Source organism: Sorangium sp. So ce385 (assembly GCF_051474135.1).
Classification (GTDB): domain Bacteria; phylum Myxococcota_A; class Polyangia; order Polyangiales; family Polyangiaceae; genus Sorangium; species Sorangium cellulosum_D.
On the sequence record NZ_CP150337.1, the window covers coordinates 13,875,212 to 13,890,965 of the forward strand.

Consider the following 15,754-nt stretch of genomic DNA (forward strand, 5'->3'; position numbering starts at 1 on the left):
GGCTCAGCCACATCGCACCCCAGAGTCGCGCCGGGCGCCTGAGGGCGCCCTTCCACCGCACGCGTGCGATCCGTCCCGGGGACCGTTGCGTCAGCTCGCGCAGGACGGCGGCCAGGACCGAGGGCGCGCCTTGCAGGCGGCTGCGTAGCATGGACGCGCGCGCAGGGCGACCGCTGTCGCGCTCGCTTCGCCTGCTCGACCTCCGGCGGCGGCGCAGGGCGGCGATCGTCGCCCCGCGGCGGCGGCGCGCTCCCGGCGTGGCGGCCTGGGCGGTAGAATTTGCGCGGATGATCGCGGGAGACCCGTTCGGCTGGGTGGGCAGCACCATGGGCGGCAAGCTGCTGGTGGACGCCGTGGCCGGGGAGGGGGCGTTCGGCGTGGTCTACCGGGCGACGCACCTCGGCTTCCAGGAGCAGGTCGCGGTCAAGTGCTTGAAGATCCCCGCGAATCTCTCGCTGGAAGAGCGGGGGGCGCTGCTCGACACGTTCGAGCGCGAGGCGCGGCTGCTGCACCGGCTCTCGCGCCGGACGACGGGCATCGTCCAGGCGCTCGACGTCGCCGCGGCGACCTCGCCGGAGGGCCACTGGACGCCGTACCTCGTCATGGAGTGGCTCGAGGGGGAGACGCTCGCGCAGCACATCGACGCGCGGAGCGCCGCCGGGCGCGGGCCGCACCCCGTCGACGAGGCGATCGAGCTCCTCGCGCCGGCGGTGTCGGCGCTCGCGATGGCGCACGACGAGCGCGTCTCGCACCGCGACGTCAAGCCGGCGAACCTGTTCCTCGTCGGGTCGCCCGGCGCGACGACGATCAAGGTCGTCGACTTCGGCATCGCCAAGGTGATCGACGCGTCGATGCCGCTGTCGAGGGCGCTCGTCGAGACGAGGCGCTCGGCGGCGCCGGCGCCCGGCGGGGCCGCGACCGACACGACGCAGGAGCTCGCGGCGTCGCGGACGCTGCACGCGTTCACCCCGCTCTACGGCGCCCCGGAGCAGTTCGACCCGAGGCTGGGCGCGACCGGGCCCTGGACCGACGTGTTCGCGCTGGGGCTCATCCTGCTGCAGCTCGCCTCGGGCAAGCAGCCGCTCGACGGGAGCGACTGGGCCGATCTCTACCTCGCCGCCGTCGACCCGCGCAGGCGGCCGTCGTTCGCGGGGCTGGGCGTCGCGGCGAGCCCGGCGCTCGAGGCGGTCATCGAGCGCGCCGTCGCGGTCGAGCCCGCGGCGCGCTTCCGGGACGCGCGCGAGCTCGGCGAGGCGCTCGCGCGCGTCCCGGAAGCGCGCCGCGGCGCCGCGCCGAGGCCGCTCGATCCGCTTTCGGCCGCGCTGCCGAACGCCGCCTCCGCGCCCGCGCCGGGGCGAGCGCCGCTCCCGGCCGCCGCGGCGCCGGCGCGCGCCGCGGGGGCCGCGCCGCCGGCGGGCGAGTACCGCGTCTGCACCGTGCTCTCGGCGGAGATCGTGGTCGGCGGCGACGCGCACGCGCCGCTCGATCCGGAGCAGGAGCTCGAGCTCCGCGAGGCCTGCTTCGCGCTCGTCCGCGCGCGGGTCGAGGGCCTCGGCGGCGTCGTGAACGGCCGCGGCAGCGGCGCCGTCTCCGCGCTGTTCGGCGCGCCCCGGGCGAGCGACAACGACGCCGAGCGGGCGGTCCGCGCCGGGCTGGAGCTCGCCGCGATCGACGCGGCGTCGCTCGGCGCGGAGCTGCCGCCGGGGTGCCGGCCGAGGCTGCGCGTGGGCATCAGCACGGGGAGGCTGTTCGTGAGCGGCGCGGCCGGGTCGAGCGCCCCGGTCGACGCCTCCGGCGAGGCCTTGCGGGCCGCCGCGCAGCTCCAGCAGGCCGCCGCGCCGGGCGCGGTGCTGATCGCGCAGCCCACGTTCCGGCAGGTCGCCGGCCTCTTCGAGGTCGAGCCGCTGGGCGGCGACGCGCCGAGCTTCCGCGTCCTCAAGGTCGCGAGCGGATCGATCGCCGGATCCGATTTCCTCGGGCTCGCCACCCGCTTCTTCGGGCGGGCGGCGGAGCTGCAGCGGCTCTCCGAGGCGCTGGAGACCGTCGTCGCCGAGCGGCGCGCGATGTTCGTCTCCGTGATCGGCGCGGGCGGCGTCGGGCGCACCCGCCTCCTGTCGGAGATCCGGTCGATGGCGCCGCCTCTCGCGAACCCGTGCGTCGTGCTCGGCGCGGCGTGCTCCTCGCTGTCGATGGATGCGAGCTACCACCTCGCCGCGTCGCTCCTGCGCGCCCACTTCCGCGTCCAGGACGACGACGCGCGCGACGTCGTCCTGCGCAAGCTCAGGGCCGGCGTCTCCGGGGCGGGCGCGGCCGAAGGCGCCGGCGGCGCGCCCCACCCGCTCGCCCTGGAGGACGCGCTGGCCGAGGTCGCGGCCGTGCTCTGCCCGCGCCGCGCGGCGCCGGTCGCGTCCGCGACCGCGATCGTCCCCGACGAGGGCGGCGCGGACGTCAAGAAGCGGGTGGCCGCGGCCGTCGCGGCGCTGCTGCGGGCCGTGGCCGCGCGCGGGGCCGTGGTCGTCCTGCTCGACGACATCCACTGGGCGGACGACGCCAGCCTCGACCTCTTCGACGACCTCGCCGTGCGCCTCTCGGACGCGCCGCTGCTCCTCGTCGGCGCCGCGCGGCCCGAGCTCTACGAGCGGCGGCCGCACTGGGGCGAGGGGAAGGCGAGCCACGCGCGCCTCGAGCTCGGCCCGCTGTCGCGGCGGCACGTCGAGGACATGGCGCGCGATCGCCTGCGCCTCGCCGCGCGCTGCTCCGCGGAGGCCATCCGCGCCCTGGCCGAGCGCGCGGAGGGCAACCCGCTCACGCTGACCGAGACGCTGTACCTGCTCATCGACGTCGGCGCCCTCGAGCGGCGCGACGGCGAGCCGTGGATCCTGCACGAGGAGAAGCTCGCCCGGCTCTCGCTGCCGGCGACGATCCAGGGCGTCGTCCAGGCGCGGCTCGATCGGCTCGACGGCGAGGCGCGGGCCGTCCTGGCGCACGCGGCCGTGGTCGGCAGGACGTTCTGGAAGGGCGCGATCGACCACCTCCGCGGCGTCGCGCCGCAGGGCGCCGGCGCCTCGAGCACCGCAGACGTGCTGCGCCGGCTCCGGGATCAGCAGATCATCCGCGCGCGAGACGCGTCGACCTTCCCCGAGGACTGCGAGTACGTCTTCGCCGAGGCGGCGACCCAGGAGATCGCCTACGACACGCTCAGCCTCAAGGTGCGCCGCGCGATGCACCGCGCGGTCGCGGCCTGGCTCGACGGCATGTCGGCGGCCCCGCGGGGGCTCGGGGAGGTCGGGGCGGCGCTCGCGGCGCTGCACCACGACCGCGGCGGCGACGCGCGGAGCGCCGCGCTCGCCTACGCCCGCGCCGCGGCGAGCGCGGCGTCGCTCGGGCAGAACGCCGAGGCGCTGCGCCACTTCGAGCGGGCCCGGGAGATCCACGCGAGCGCCGAGGGCGGCCCCGAGGCGAGCGGCCCCGAGGCGCGCGGCCCGTCGGCGGCCGCGCCGGCGGGGGGCGAGCGCCGGCTGTTCGCGTGGCACGAGCGCGCCGGGCTCCTGCTCGACGCCGGCGACGCGCTCCGGCGGGCGGGCCGCCTCGACGAGGCGGAGCGCGCGTACCACGAGGCGCGGGCGCGGATCCTCCGCGTGGAGCGGCGCGCCTCCGCGCCGCCCGCGCGCGACCCGAGCGCGCCGCTGCTCTGGGACGCGCGCGTCGATTACCGCCTCGCCCTCGCGCTCAAGGTGCGCGGCGCGACGGCCGAGGCGCGCGCGCTCGTCGAGCGGGCGATCGCGCTCGCCGAGCGCGGCGGCGCCGCCCCGGAGGCGCTGCCGATGGTCGGCCTGCTCGCGGCGCTCCACCGGCGCGACGGCGATCTCGACGCCTGCCGCGCGGTCGCGCTCCGGAGCCTGCGCGTCTGCGCGGCGCTGCCGCCCGGCGACGGCCGCCGCCGCGAGGCCGCGTCGCAGCTGCTCCTCGCGCTCGGGACGGTGTTCTACTCGCGCGGACGGCTGGTGCAGGCCGAGCGCTGCTACCGCCAGGCCGCGCGCGCGGTCGACGATCGCGCGTCCCCGCAGGCGCTGAGCTTCGCGCTGAACGGCGTCGCGGCGGCGCTGTTCGCGAGGGGCGACCTCGGCGGCGCCCGCGAGGTGTTCGCCCGCGCGCTCGCGCTGAAGGAGCGGCTCGGCGATCTCCAGGCGATCGCGTCCGGGCACAACAACCTCGCGGAGGTCGAGCTCCGGCTCTCGCGCCCGCGCGCCGCGCTCGAGCACGCGCGGCGCGCGGTGACGCTGGGCGAGCAGGCCGGCGCGGGCGCAGACCTCCCGGACGCGTACCGCAACCTGGCCGCGGCGCTGCTCGCGGTCGGCCACGTCGGCGAGGCGCTCGAGTCCGGCTGCGCGGCGCTGCGCCTCGCCGAGGTGGGCGGCGGGCGCGTGTACCTCGCCGACGTGGCGCTCGGCCTCGCGACGATCTGCCGCGCGGGGCTGCGCGACGCCGCGACGCGCCCTCGCGCCGAGGCCGCCGTCGCGCAGCTCTCCGCCTCGCTGGCGGCGCATTTCGTGGAGGGCGAGCTCGCCGCGCGGGCGCGCGAGTGCCGCGCGGTGCTCGCGGGTTCCTGAGGGGCCGCGCCTTTTCTCGACAGGCAGCGCGGCGTGCCGCGCAGGAGACGTTCGTCATGATCAAGGCTTGGAATCAGGCAGCTCTCGTTTTGACCGCCGTGGCGGCGCTCGGCCCGGCGGCGCTCGGGTGCGCGTCGGACCCTGAACCGACGAAGGGCGCGTGCCCGGGCGCGCTCACGGCCTCCGGCGCGTGCGTCGGCGTCCCCGCCGGCGCGCTCTGCGACGGCGACTTCTGCGCCGGATCCGCCGATTGCGCCGAGGTGATCGAGGTCGCGAGTCCCGCGGCGCTCTCGCCGGCCGCCGCGGCGGCGGAGCCCGGGGCGTGCATCGCGCTCGGCCCCGGCGCGTATGGCGCCGTCGATCTGCCGCCCGGCGTGAGCCTGCTGGGCAGGGGCGCCGGCTCCGTGACCGTGGCGGCGGTCTCGCTCGCGGCCGGCGATGGCGCCGTCCTCCGCGGGCTCACGGTCGGCGAGGGCGGCGTCGCGCTCGCGGCCGGCGCGCGGGCGCGGATCGAGGCGGTGCGCGTCGCCGGGAGCGCGGCCGACGGCGTGACGGTCGGCCTCGGCGCGACGCTCGACCTCGTCGACGCGGCGATCGAGGGCTCGGCGCGCTACGGCCTGAGCGTGTTCGACGCCGACCGCGTCTCGGTGGTGCGGTCCGTCGTCTCCGGCTCGCGGGGGCCGGGGCTGTGGGCGCAGTGCACCGGCGGCTGCGACTGCGACGCGACGGTGGACCTCGAGGTCGAGGACGCGGTCCTCCGCGACAACAAGGTGGTCGGCGTGTCGCTCGTCGGGGCGCGCGCCTCGCTGTCCCGCGTCGAGGTGAGCGGCAACGGCCTGAGCGGGTTCGATCCGAGCGGCGGCGTCTCCGTGTCCGCCTGCGCGAGCCTCGAGGCGGCCTCCCTCAAGGTGGCCGACAACAGCGGCTTCGGTCTGCTGATCGACGGCGCGAGCGCGGCCATCGGCGGGGACGGCGCGGGGTTCGAGGTGAGCGGCAACCAGCCCGGGATCTGGATCCAGAACACGACGCCGGAGCAGCCCGTCGCGCTCCGCGGGGGCGTCCTCGAGAAGAACAGGGCCATCGGCCTGGGGATGAGCGGCGAAGCGCGCGGCATCATCATCGACGGCATGCGCATCGCCGGGACCTTGGCCGACTCGGCGGTGGTGAGCGCGAGCGGCGAGCACGCCCAGGAGGTCGTGGGCGACGGCGTGAGCTGGCAGGAGCGGGCGCAGGCGGCGATCCACGGGCTCGTCCTCAGCGGCAACGGGCTCGAGTCCAGCAACCCGTCCATCGACCCGTCGCGCCGGGCGAGCATGCTCATCGACGGCGACGTCGGCCGGGACAGCCGCCTCGGGGCCATCACGCTCGAGGGCGGCGACGAGGAGGCGGGCATCGTGCAGCAGCGCCTGGCCGCCGGCGGCGTCAGCCCGCTGCGGAGCACGGATGTCCCGCGCATCACGACGAGCCCGGACGCGCTCTTCTCCGTGCCCGTCGCGCCCATCGCGCCGACGGCGCTCGAAGCGCCCTGATGGGCCGGTCGTGCCCGCGGCGGCGACCTGGCACCGGGCTCCGCGAGCGCACCCGAGGTGGGTGCGGGAGCGCGTCGAGCCCACAAAAAGCAAGTGGGCCCGCCACACCCGCTTTCCGCTACCGTTGCTCCCTTCCGGGCCTGGCGGGGTTCACGGCGCGCTGTCGGCGGACCCATGAGGTCCAGGCTTTCGCCTGACGCACGGACTACGTAGTCGAACCTCTGCGCCGTGTCGAGCCCCATGAAGCGCGCCGCGGCGCTTCGTGAGCGCGACGGCGGCTCGGCCGCGCGGCGAACGCTCGAGGGTCTGCCTCCCCGCGCTCTCCCGCCGCGGGCCATCCGGCTGCAGTCGGAGCGCAATTCGGCGCCCGCGCGCGGGGTGGGGCGCCCGCGCGCGGGGTGGCGGGGTGGGTGGAGTGGCGCCGGAGCGCGCGTCGCCCGGGACTTGCCTCGTTCGGGAAGCCCCGTACGCTTGGAAGTGTCGTGGATCCGTTCGATTCCGAGGACGAGGGGCGGAGCAGCCGGCTGATTCCGGTGCTGCTCTTCACCGGCTCCGCAGCGCTGGCCGCGGCTGCGCTCCGGTTCGCCTGGCAGCAGCCGGTGATCATGGCGGCGGTGCTCGGCCTGGTCCTCGCGTTCGCCGCGGCCCGCTGGCTCGCTCGCCGCAAGCTGCGCCGGCTGCTCCGCTCGGGCGACGTGCGCTCGGTGCTGCAGCGCTGGTCGCCGACGCTGCACCGCATCCCGCACCCCGCCACGATGGCGCCGCTCATGACGGCGACGGCGTTCGCCGCCTACGGCTGGGTCGAGAAGGCGCGGGCCGCCATGGCGGCGGCCGAGCGGGGGCCGGCGTGGGACGCGGCGCTCGAGCACCGGCTCTTCCTGGACACGCTCCTCTACACGTTCGAGGGCGATCGCGACGCGGCCCTCGAGCGCGCCGGTCGCCTGGAGCGCCTCCCGCTCCCGAACGTCAGCTCTCCTTTCCGCGACCGGGTGGTCACCTTGCGGGCGGCTGCCGGCGCGCTCGCCCGCGCCTTCGCGCACACGAGCGTGCCGGGCGACCGCGCGCTCCTGGAGCGCGCGAGCGAGGTCAGCCCGCTCGTCTTCTGGGCCATGCGCTACGCCGCGGCCGTCATCGCCATCGACGAGGGCGAGCTCACCCGCGTCGGGGAGCTCCTTGCCAACGCGCCTTCGTGGCCGCAGGAGTCGACGTTCCGCGCCTTCCACGACGAGATCGCCGACCGCGCCGGCCTCCCGCGCGCGGCGAGCGCGTAGCGCGCCCGGCCGTCGCGCGTGGGCCGCGCGCCGCCGGCCGGCCCGCGCCGCCGCGCTCTCCGGCGGCGGCACGCTCGCCCGAGGGCCCGCTCAGCCCTGGAACAGCGTGCGGATGTAGCAGTACGCGCGCGCCTCGGGGGCGGCGCTCTCGGCGCCGTGCGGCGGGTCCGGCACGAACGCGCCGAGCGCGCCGAGCGCGCCGTCGATCGCGAACGTGCGCAGCACGATCCTCGCGCGCGCGCCCGCGAAGCACGGCTTGCGGTAGGCGACCTCCACCCTGCGGGCGAGCACCGCCGTGCCGTGCCCGTGCTGCGCGAGCCGCCGGAGCGCCGCCTCCGCGAAGAGCCGCGGGTACACGAGCGAGTTCACGTGCTGGTTCCCGTCCGTGTGATCCAGGCCGAACGCGATCGGGGTCGGATCCAGCGTCGGCTCCGGGTCGAACGGCTCCGCGCCCGCCGGCAGCCCCATCAGCGCCTCCGGCGAGCGCCAGGCGTAGCGCTCCGGCGGGACCGGCGGCAGGTCCGGCGCGTCGAAGCGCAGCACCTTGCGCGCGCCGGGCTCGGCGAAGGGCCGCGTGAACACGTGCTCCGCGAACACCCGGCCGACCTGGATCGGCTCGCCGGCGCCGGGCGGCGGTGGGCCGTAGGTCCGGCTGCGGCGCGCGCTGGCCGAGAGCCACATGGCCAGGATCAGCCGGTTCACCTCCGACGCGGCGTCCTCCGTGCGCGCGAGCTGGTAGCTGCCCTTGAGTTCCAGCGGCTCGCGCGCCGCGATCGGGCCGTCGCCGCCCTCGATGATGAGGCGGGTGAGGATCGGGATGATCCCCTGCGTGGTCATCAGCGCCTCGACGGGGCTCGCCCGCAGGAGCTTCACCCAGACCGCGGGCCCGAGGCCGTGCGGCAGCGCGTCCAGCATCACCCGTCCGTTCTGGCTGACGTCTTCGAAGCGGAGGTGCATCACGGCGGTCGCCTGCTGCTGCGCGGGGACGTGGGGCTCTTCGGGGAAGTCGTGCATGGCCCCTCTCCATAGCTGACGCTCCGGCGCGCCGCATGGCCGCGCGCGCGAGCGCGGCCCCGCGGGACGGGGGCGGCGGCGCGCCCGTATGGTACGATCGGCGCGTGACGCTCCTGAAAATCGCCCACATCGGCAACCCCGTCCTCAGGCAGCGAGCGCGCGAGGTCACGCCGGAAGAGCTCTCCTCTCCCGCCATGCAGGCGTTCATCGACGACCTGGTCGAGACGATGCGCGACGCGAACGGCGCGGGCATCGCCGCCCCTCAGGTCCACGCGCCGCTGCGCATCTTCGCGGTCGAGGTGCAGGACAACCCACGGTACCCGTACAAGCCCAACATCCCGCTCACGATCGTGGTCAACCCCGTGATCGAGCCGCTCACGCAGGAGACGTTCGAGAACTACGAGGGGTGCCTGAGCGTCCCGAACCTGAGGGGCGTCGTCGATCGCACTACCGAGATCCGCCTGACCGGCCTGGATCGCGACGGCAAGCCGATCGACCGCGTCGTGCGCGGGCTGTCGGCGGGCACCTTCCAGCACGAGAAGGACCACGTCGACGGCGTGCTCTTCGTCGACCGCGTGAAGGATCCCCGCACGCTCTGCACGTGGGCGGAGTTCGACCGCTACCACAAGCAGCCCTTCGTCGAGCGCATCGTCCCGTTCATCCAGCGGATGGGCGGCTGAGGTGCCTCGCCGCGCGGAGCCTGCGCGATGCCCCTGAGCGCGGAGCCTGCGCGACGGCACCGCGCCGCGCGCGCGATCGCCGCGCTCTCGCTCGGCGCGCTGGCGCTGCTGCCCCTCTCCGCGTGCGAGCCCAGGGAGGCGGCGACGGCCGCGAAGGCGCCGCCTCCGGCCGAGCGCGCGCCGGCGGCGGTCACCCTCCTCTACACGACCGACGAGCACGGGTGGCTCCTGCCCACCGCCGAGGGGGGCAGGGTCCTCGGCGGCGCGGCCGAGGTGCTGGCCGTGTGGCGCTCGCGGGAGGGCCATTGCGCGGGCCCTTTGCCCGGGGCTCCGCCCGATCTCCCGCCTTCGCCGGCCTGCAAGGACCCGTCGACGCTCGCGCTCTCCGGCGGCGACAACTGGACCGGCCCGGCGATCTCTTCCTATTTCATGGGCGCGCCGATGGCCGACGCGATGGCGCGGATGGGCTACGCCGCGTCGGCCTTCGGAAATCACGAGTTCGATTTCGGCAGGGACGCCTTTCTTCAGAACCGGACACGGTCTCGCGCCACCTACCTGGCCGCGAACCTGCGCGTGACCGATCCGGCGCTCTCCGCCTTCGCGTTGCCTTCCTTCGCCGTGTTCGAGCGGCGCGGGCTGCGCATCGGCGTCGTCGGCCTCTCGACCTCGCGCACCCGCGAGGCCGCGACGGCGAGCCGCTTCGAGGGAATCGATTTCGAGGGCGAGGAGGCGGCGCTCTCGCGCGCCATCCCCGAGGCGTGGCGCGCCGCGCCCGACGCGCTCGTGCTCGTCGCGCACCAGTGCCAGGACGTGCTCGCGCCGATCCTCGCGCGTCACCCCGAGTGGCGCCTGTCCTTCGTCGGCGCGGGGCACTGCCACAAGAAGGCCGAGCTGCGCGTCGGCGGCGTCCCGCTCGTCAACCCCGGCTGGCGGCTGCGCAGCTACGCCCGCGTCGCCCTCGAGATCGACCCCCGCCGTCCGCTCCAAGAGCGCGTGGTGTCGGTCGCCGCGGAGGTGGTCGACGTGGCCCACCCGGAGGGCGCGCCCGCGGCCCCGCCGGACGAGGCGCTCGCCAGGGCCGCCGCAGGCTGGCAGCGCGAGCTGGAGGCGGCGCTCGGCGAGCAGATCGGGTATTCGAGCGACGGCATGGAGCGCGACTCCGCCGAGATCCAGCGCTGGATCGCGGGGTCGTGGCGCGAGCAGCTCGGGGTCGACATCGCGATCCTCAACAAGGACGGCATCCGGCAGGCCGTCCCCAGGGGGCCCATCACGAAAGCGACGGTGTTCTCCGTCCTCCCGTTCGACAACAAGCTCGTCATCTGCTCGCTGCGGGGCAGCGACATCCTCGAGACGCTCCGCCACCGCGACGCGGTGCTCGTCGGCCTATCGCCTTCGGACGGCGGTCGTTATGTCCTGCACGACGGGCGCCTCTTGGACGAAAACCGCCGCTACACCGTCGCGACGATCGATTTCCTCTACTACGGTGGGGACGGCTTTCGCTTCCAGGCGCAGGACCCATCCCCGCAATGGACCGGGCTCGACTGGCGCGCGCCGGTGATCGCGTGGACCAAGGCGCTCGGCACGAGCTCGAGCGCCCCGCTGGACGCGCGCTTCCGCTAGCGCCGGCTGCACGCCCGCGCTCGGCGCGGGGCGTGCAGCGCGCTGGCGGTCGGGCTCAGGAGCCGCCGCCGGTCCGCTCCTCGCGCTCGATCTGCTCCTGGTAGGCGACGCTGTAGCGCGCCCACGGGCGCAGCTTGAGGCGGCGGTAGCCGATGGGCTCGCCGGTGCCCTCGCACATCCCGTAGGTCCCTTCCTTCATCTTGGCGAGCGCGCGATCGATCTCGGCGAGCACCCGGACATCGCGCTCCAGGAGCTTCGACGTCAGCGAGGTTGCGCCTTCGGCGTTCGCCTCGTCCATCTCGTCGCCGACCTCCCGCGAGACGTCGCGCTCTGCGTGCTGCCGCTCGTCGATGTTGGCGACGAGGCTCGCCCGGCGCTCCTCGAGCGCCTGCCTGAGCTCGCTCAGCTGCTCCGGCGTCAGCTCGGGCAGATCGGAGTCGTCCGTATCGGGCGCCGCGCGGCGCACGGGCGGCCTCGGCATGGGGGCTGCCGTCGTGGCGTTCCCGGACGTCTCCGGTCGCGCCGGGCTCGTTCCGTCGCGATTCGCACCTTCACGGTTGTTCATGGTTTCCTCTCATCTCTTCAGGGCGCTGGGCAATTCGCATACCGGTCTTGAACGTGGGCGGAGGGCGCACGCGCCGCGTGCGTCCTCCGGAGGACACGACCGAGCAGGAGCGGCCACGCTGGGCTCCTGGCTGTGATAGCGCATCCGCGGGCTTATGGCTTCGTGATGCCGGCCAGCTGGAGCCCCGCCGCGAGGAGGGCGCCGATGTCCTCGAGCACGGGCTTCGACACGTTGATGGCGATCTCGGCGCGCGGCGCGGCGCCGCCCTGATCCTGCGTCGTGATGAACATCAGCCCTTCGCCCTTGTGGGGGAGCTTCGCCAGCGCCTCGCCGAACCGCCGCGCCTCCGGCGGCAGCGCCATCGGCGCCGCGCCGGGGCTGTCCAGGGTCGTGAGGACGCTCTGCAGCGTGCGGGTGATCGGGGCGAGCGTCGAGAATCCACCCGAGACGAACTTCCCGGCCTTCAGCTTCTCGAGCCCCGGACGCGACGCGAGCGTGTCGGTGTCGGGGGCGCCCGCTTTCACCATGGCGAGCCGCCTCAGCAGCTCGCGCTTGTCGTGCCCGAACGCGATCCACGTCGTCTTCTCGTCGCCCATGAGGAGGAGGTGCAGCGTCACCGTGACCTTGGGCTTCGGCTTGGCCTTGCCGCCGGGGGCCTGCGCCGCGTCGGCGTCGGGCGACGGCAGCTCGCTCGCGATCTGGATCTCGACGGCGAGCGACGCCTTCCCGAGCTCCTTCGGCGCCTGCACCGTCTTGACCGTCGGCAGGTCCTTCGGATCGATGTCGAGCTCGGGGAGCCGCTTGCGCAGCGCGGGCGTGTTGTAGGCGGTGACGGCGTTCTTCAGGTACTTGATGAGCGCGTCCGGCGCCTCCTCGAACCCGAACAGGTTCCAGCCGACGAAGCCGCCCATCATGCCGTCGAGGAGCTCGTTCGGCGACGGCTTGCCGGTCTTCGCGGCGGCGGGCGGCGCGTCGACGTACCCGTGCGCGGACACGCTGGGCGTCCGGTTGATCGGCAGCGACAGGACGTCGGCGAGCGCCTTGCGATCGGCGGGCTTGCCGATCTTCTCCTTCTCGAGCCACCCCTCGAGCATCTCGCGCAGCGTATTCAGGATGCCGGTGTAGTGCGCCGGGTCGTAGCCGTGGTCGAAGAAGGCGCCGTGGCTGTCCTTCGGCACGCGCCAGTAGAGCGCCGGCGGGGGCGCGGCGCGGCTCGCGCCGTCGGCCATCGTCTTCGCGAGCCACGACGACTGGCCCCGCAGCTCCAGGGCCGCCGTGAGGTTCACGCAGGTCTGGTTGTCGACCTTGAGGTCGACGACCGCCCTGCTCGCGTCGTTGATCAGCGCCTCGAGCTCCGCCTGGACGGCGGTGGTCGCGTCGGTGAGCGCCCGGTCGAACTGGGGCTGCCCGATCGAGAGCTGGCTCTGCGCGAGGATCGGGAGCCCGCCGAGCTGCTGCTTGGCCATGTCGCCGTACTTCGTGCTGAGCGGGACGAAGCGGACCTCGCCGTGGAGGTCGCGCGCCTCGGGCGCGAGCGTCGGCAGCGTGCGCGCGAGGTACGGCCCGAGCGTCGTCACGTCCCGGTCTCGATCGCCGCAGAGGAGCCGCGCCGGCGTCGAGCCCGCGGACGCGGCGAGGAAGCAGCTCGACGACGCGGGCTCCTTGCCGCCGATCTTCCACAGGCCCGGCTTCACCTCGGTCAGGGTGGCGCCGGCCTCGAGCGCGCCCCTGGCCCGCTCCAGCGACGTGAGCCCGAGCGACACGGCCGCGACCGGGTTGCCCCGCTTCGAGCTGTCGTCGAGCGCGACGACGAGGTGGACCGGCGCGTCGAGCGCGACCACCGCGGCGAGCTGGTTGGCGTCGATCGAGGGGCTCACGAGCTCGCTCAGGACGCCCGCGGAGAGCCCCTGCGCGCCCGCCTCGGCGAGCGCCGGCGGCATCCCGGCGCAGGCGGCGACGCTCGACAGCGTGGCCGCCGGGTTGCTCCAGCGGAGCACGCCCACGATGTCGGCGGGCTCGGCGACCGGGGAGAGATCGAACGCGGGGCTCGCGGGCTGGGAGGGCCCGGCCTTGACCTCGCCTTGTGCTCCTGTCGGCGCGGCAGGCGTGGGGGCCGGCCCGCAGGCGACGGGACCGGCCATCAGGACCAGGGTGGCGAGCGGCAGGAGAGTTCGCATGAGCGCCGGTTATACGGCCCCCGGACATCCGAGTCGACGCCCAAGGCGCGCACCGCGGGGGAGAGGGCGGTCCGCGCCGCCCCGGAGGGTGAGGCGCGGCCGCAAATGCAAACGAGCGCGGACGAAGCCGCGCTCGTTGCTCGTTCACCGTTGTGCCGGTCGCGCCAGTACCATCGGGGACGCCGGTCGCGTGAGCCGCGTCGGTTACGCCGGTTGCGCCGGCGTAACCGGCCGAGGACCGCTCACCCCGCGGCCGTCAGTTCGACTCCTCGAACTCCGCGTCGATGACCGAGTCCTTCCCCTTGCCGCCGCCGGCGGGGGGCGGCGGCTGGCCGCCCGCGGCGCCGGGCGCGGCGCCTCCGCCGTCCTGCGGCGGGCCGGCCTTCTCGTACATGACGCTCGCGATGCGGTGCGCCTCCTTCTCGAGCCGCTCCAGCGCCGCGGTCACGGCCGCGTCGTCCTGCTTCTCGATGGCCGACCGGCTCTCGGCGATGATCCCGTTCAGCGCCGAGACGTCGCTCTCCGGCAGCTTCTCCTTGTTCTCGCTGATGGTCTTCTCCAGCGTGTAGCAGAGGTTGTCGAGCTTGTTGCGCCGCTCGATCTCCTCGCGGCGCCGCTTGTCCTCGGCCTCGTGCGCCGCCGCCTCGCTGACCATCCGGTTGATCTCGTCCTCCTTCAGGCCGCCCGACGCCGTGATCGTGATCCGCTGATCCTTGCCGGTGGCGGTGTCCTTGGCGTGCACCGACAGGATGCCGTTCGCGTCGATGTCGAAGGTCACCTCGATCTTCGGCACGCCGCGGGGCGCCGGCATGATGCCTTCCAGGTGGAAGCGGCCCAGGGTCCGGTTGTAGCGGGCCTCGGTGCGCTCGCCCTGGAGGACGTGGACCTCGACGCTCGGCTGGCTGTCGGTCGCGGTCGAGAAGATCTCCTTCTTCTGCGTCGGGATCGTCGTGTTCCTCGCGATCATCACGGTCATCACGCCGCCGAGCGTCTCGACGCCGAGCGAGAGCGGGGTGACGTCGAGCAGCACGAGGTCCTTCACGTCGCCCGAGAGCACGCCCGCCTGGACCGCGGCGCCGACGGCCACGACCTCGTCCGGGTTGACGCCCTTGTGCGGCTCCTTGCCGAAGAACTTCTTGACCGTCTCCTGGACCAGCGGGATGCGGGTCGAGCCGCCGACCAGGACGATCTCGTCGATCTGCTGCGGCGTCTTCTTCGCGTCCGCGAGCGCCTTGCGGGTCGGCTCGAGCGTGCGCTCGATGAGCGGCCGGATCATCTGCTCGAGCTTCGCCCGGGTGAGCTGCTTCTGGAGGTGCTTCGGCCCCGAGGCGTCCGCGGTGAGGAACGGCAGGTTGATCGTCGTCTCCTGCACGTTCGACAGCTCGATCTTCGCCTGCTCCGCGGCGTCCTTGAGCCGCTGTACGACCATCTTGTCGTTCGAGACGTCGATGCCCGTGTCCTTCTTGAACTCGGCCGCGAGCCAGTCCATGACGAGGTGGTCGACGTCGTCGCCGCCGAGGTGGGTGTCGCCGTTGGTCGAGATGACCTGCACGACGTTGTCGCCGACCTCGAGGATCGAGATGTCGAACGTGCCGCCGCCGAAGTCGTAGACGGCGATGACCTGCTCGTTCTTCTTGTCGAGCCCGTACGCGAGCGCGGCCGCCGTGGGCTCGTTGACGATGCGCTTCACCTCGAGGCCGGCGATGCGGCCGGCGTCCTTCGTGGCCTGCCGCTGCGAGTCGTTGAAGTACGCGGGCACGGTGATGACGGCCTCGGTCACCTTCTCGCCGAGGTAGTCCTCCGCGGCCTTCTTCAGCTTCTGCAGGACCTTCGCCGAGACCTCGGGGGGCGACATCTGCTTGCCGCGCACCTCGATCGAGGCGTCGCCGTTCTTGCCCTTGCTGACCTTGTACGGGACGCGCTTCGTCTCGTCCTGCACCTCCTCGGCGCGGCGACCCATGAAGCGCTTGGCGGAGTAGATGGTGTTGGTGGGGTTCGTGACCGCCTGGCGCTTGGCGATCTGCCCGACGAGCACCTCGCCCTTGTCGTCCCAGGCCACGACGGACGGCGTGAGGCGCGAGCCCTCCTCATTCACGATGACCTTGGGCTCCTTGCCCTCCATCACCGCGACGACGCTGTTGGTCGTGCCGAGATCGATGCCGATGATCTTGCCCATGACGTTGAACCCTCCGAGGAATGTTTGCGCGACGGCTTGGTCGCCGCCGGGGGGGCGAGAAGACCCGACCGGCCAGCAGGGCCCGGCTGACAGCTGCCGCGAGCCCCTGCTC

At 74.4% G+C, this 15,754-nt stretch carries 9 protein-coding genes and 1 other RNA gene; 5 read left to right on the forward strand and 5 right to left on the reverse strand.

Going from position 1 to position 15,754, the window contains the following annotated elements; genetic code table 11:
• The first annotated feature begins 287 nt into the window (after positions 1 to 287).
• The gene (locus tag WME83_RS50860) at positions 288 to 4,610 is read left to right on the forward strand and encodes a protein kinase domain-containing protein (protein WP_437316935.1); all 4,323 of its coding nucleotides are present in this window, start codon (positions 288 to 290) and stop codon (positions 4,608 to 4,610) included.
• Between the two features lie 56 nt (positions 4,611 to 4,666).
• Complete coding sequence (locus WME83_RS50865; protein WP_437316936.1) at positions 4,667 to 6,139, forward strand: hypothetical protein; 1,473 nt, start codon at positions 4,667 to 4,669, stop codon at positions 6,137 to 6,139.
• A gap of 88 nt (positions 6,140 to 6,227) precedes the next feature.
• Here the strand turns inward: WME83_RS50865 and ffs are convergent.
• An RNA gene (gene ffs / locus WME83_RS50870) (signal recognition particle sRNA small type) lies at positions 6,228 to 6,317 on the reverse strand.
• Positions 6,318 to 6,621: 304 nt separating this feature from the next.
• On the opposite strand from ffs, the gene WME83_RS50875 reads away from it, so the two are divergent.
• Positions 6,622 to 7,410 (forward strand): hypothetical protein, encoded by a 789-nt coding sequence (locus WME83_RS50875; RefSeq protein ID WP_437316937.1) that lies wholly within the window; start codon positions 6,622 to 6,624, stop codon positions 7,408 to 7,410.
• 90 nt (positions 7,411 to 7,500) lie between these two features.
• On the opposite strand, the gene WME83_RS50880 is transcribed toward WME83_RS50875, so the two are convergent.
• Entirely contained in the window at positions 7,501 to 8,424 is a 924-nt protein-coding gene (locus WME83_RS50880) for a hypothetical protein (RefSeq protein WP_437316938.1), read from the reverse strand.
• A 104-nt stretch (positions 8,425 to 8,528) separates the two neighbouring features.
• Here WME83_RS50880 and def point away from each other — a divergent pair, with 104 nt between their 5' ends.
• Positions 8,529 to 9,104 (forward strand): peptide deformylase, encoded by a 576-nt coding sequence (def, locus tag WME83_RS50885; protein ID WP_437316939.1) that lies wholly within the window; start codon positions 8,529 to 8,531, stop codon positions 9,102 to 9,104.
• Between the two features lie 27 nt (positions 9,105 to 9,131).
• Positions 9,132 to 10,724 carry a bifunctional metallophosphatase/5'-nucleotidase gene (locus tag WME83_RS50890; RefSeq protein ID WP_437316940.1) on the forward strand — a complete coding sequence of 531 codons (1,593 nt, stop codon included), beginning with the start codon at positions 9,132 to 9,134 and terminating at the stop codon, positions 10,722 to 10,724.
• 55 nt (positions 10,725 to 10,779) lie between these two features.
• Here the strand turns inward: WME83_RS50890 and WME83_RS50895 are convergent, their stop codons facing one another.
• The 3 genes from WME83_RS50895 to dnaK all read right to left on the reverse strand — a co-directional run bounded on the left by WME83_RS50895 (position 10,780) and on the right by dnaK (position 15,642).
• Positions 10,780 to 11,205: a TraR/DksA family transcriptional regulator gene (locus WME83_RS50895; RefSeq protein ID WP_020742079.1), complete on the reverse strand. Its 426-nt coding sequence runs from the start codon at positions 11,203 to 11,205 to the stop codon at positions 10,780 to 10,782.
• A gap of 236 nt (positions 11,206 to 11,441) precedes the next feature.
• Positions 11,442 to 13,466 (reverse strand): hypothetical protein, encoded by a 2,025-nt coding sequence (locus WME83_RS50900; RefSeq protein ID WP_437316941.1) that lies wholly within the window; start codon positions 13,464 to 13,466, stop codon positions 11,442 to 11,444.
• A gap of 256 nt (positions 13,467 to 13,722) precedes the next feature.
• A complete protein-coding gene (gene dnaK / locus WME83_RS50905; protein WP_437316942.1) occupies positions 13,723 to 15,642 on the reverse strand; it encodes a molecular chaperone DnaK in 1,920 nt (639 codons plus the stop codon).
• Between the last annotated feature and the right edge of the window lie 112 nt (positions 15,643 to 15,754).

What these genes read in the sequence shown, in the direction of transcription:
- WME83_RS50860 (WP_437316935.1), top strand. Translation starts at nt 288, where the DNA reads ATGATCGCGGGAGACCCGTTCGGCTGGGTGGGCAGCACCATGGGCGGC.
- WME83_RS50865 (WP_437316936.1), top strand. Translation starts at nt 4,667, where the DNA reads ATGATCAAGGCTTGGAATCAGGCAGCTCTCGTTTTGACCGCCGTGGCG.
- WME83_RS50880 (WP_437316938.1), bottom strand. Translation starts at nt 8,424, where the DNA reads ATGCACGACTTCCCCGAAGAGCCCCACGTCCCCGCGCAGCAGCAGGCG.
- WME83_RS50890 (WP_437316940.1), top strand. Translation starts at nt 9,132, where the DNA reads ATGCCCCTGAGCGCGGAGCCTGCGCGACGGCACCGCGCCGCGCGCGCG.
- WME83_RS50895 (WP_020742079.1), bottom strand. Translation starts at nt 11,205, where the DNA reads ATGCCGAGGCCGCCCGTGCGCCGCGCGGCGCCCGATACGGACGACTCC.
- WME83_RS50900 (WP_437316941.1), bottom strand. Translation starts at nt 13,466, where the DNA reads ATGCGAACTCTCCTGCCGCTCGCCACCCTGGTCCTGATGGCCGGTCCC.
- dnaK (WP_437316942.1), bottom strand. Translation starts at nt 15,642, where the DNA reads ATGGGCAAGATCATCGGCATCGATCTCGGCACGACCAACAGCGTCGTC.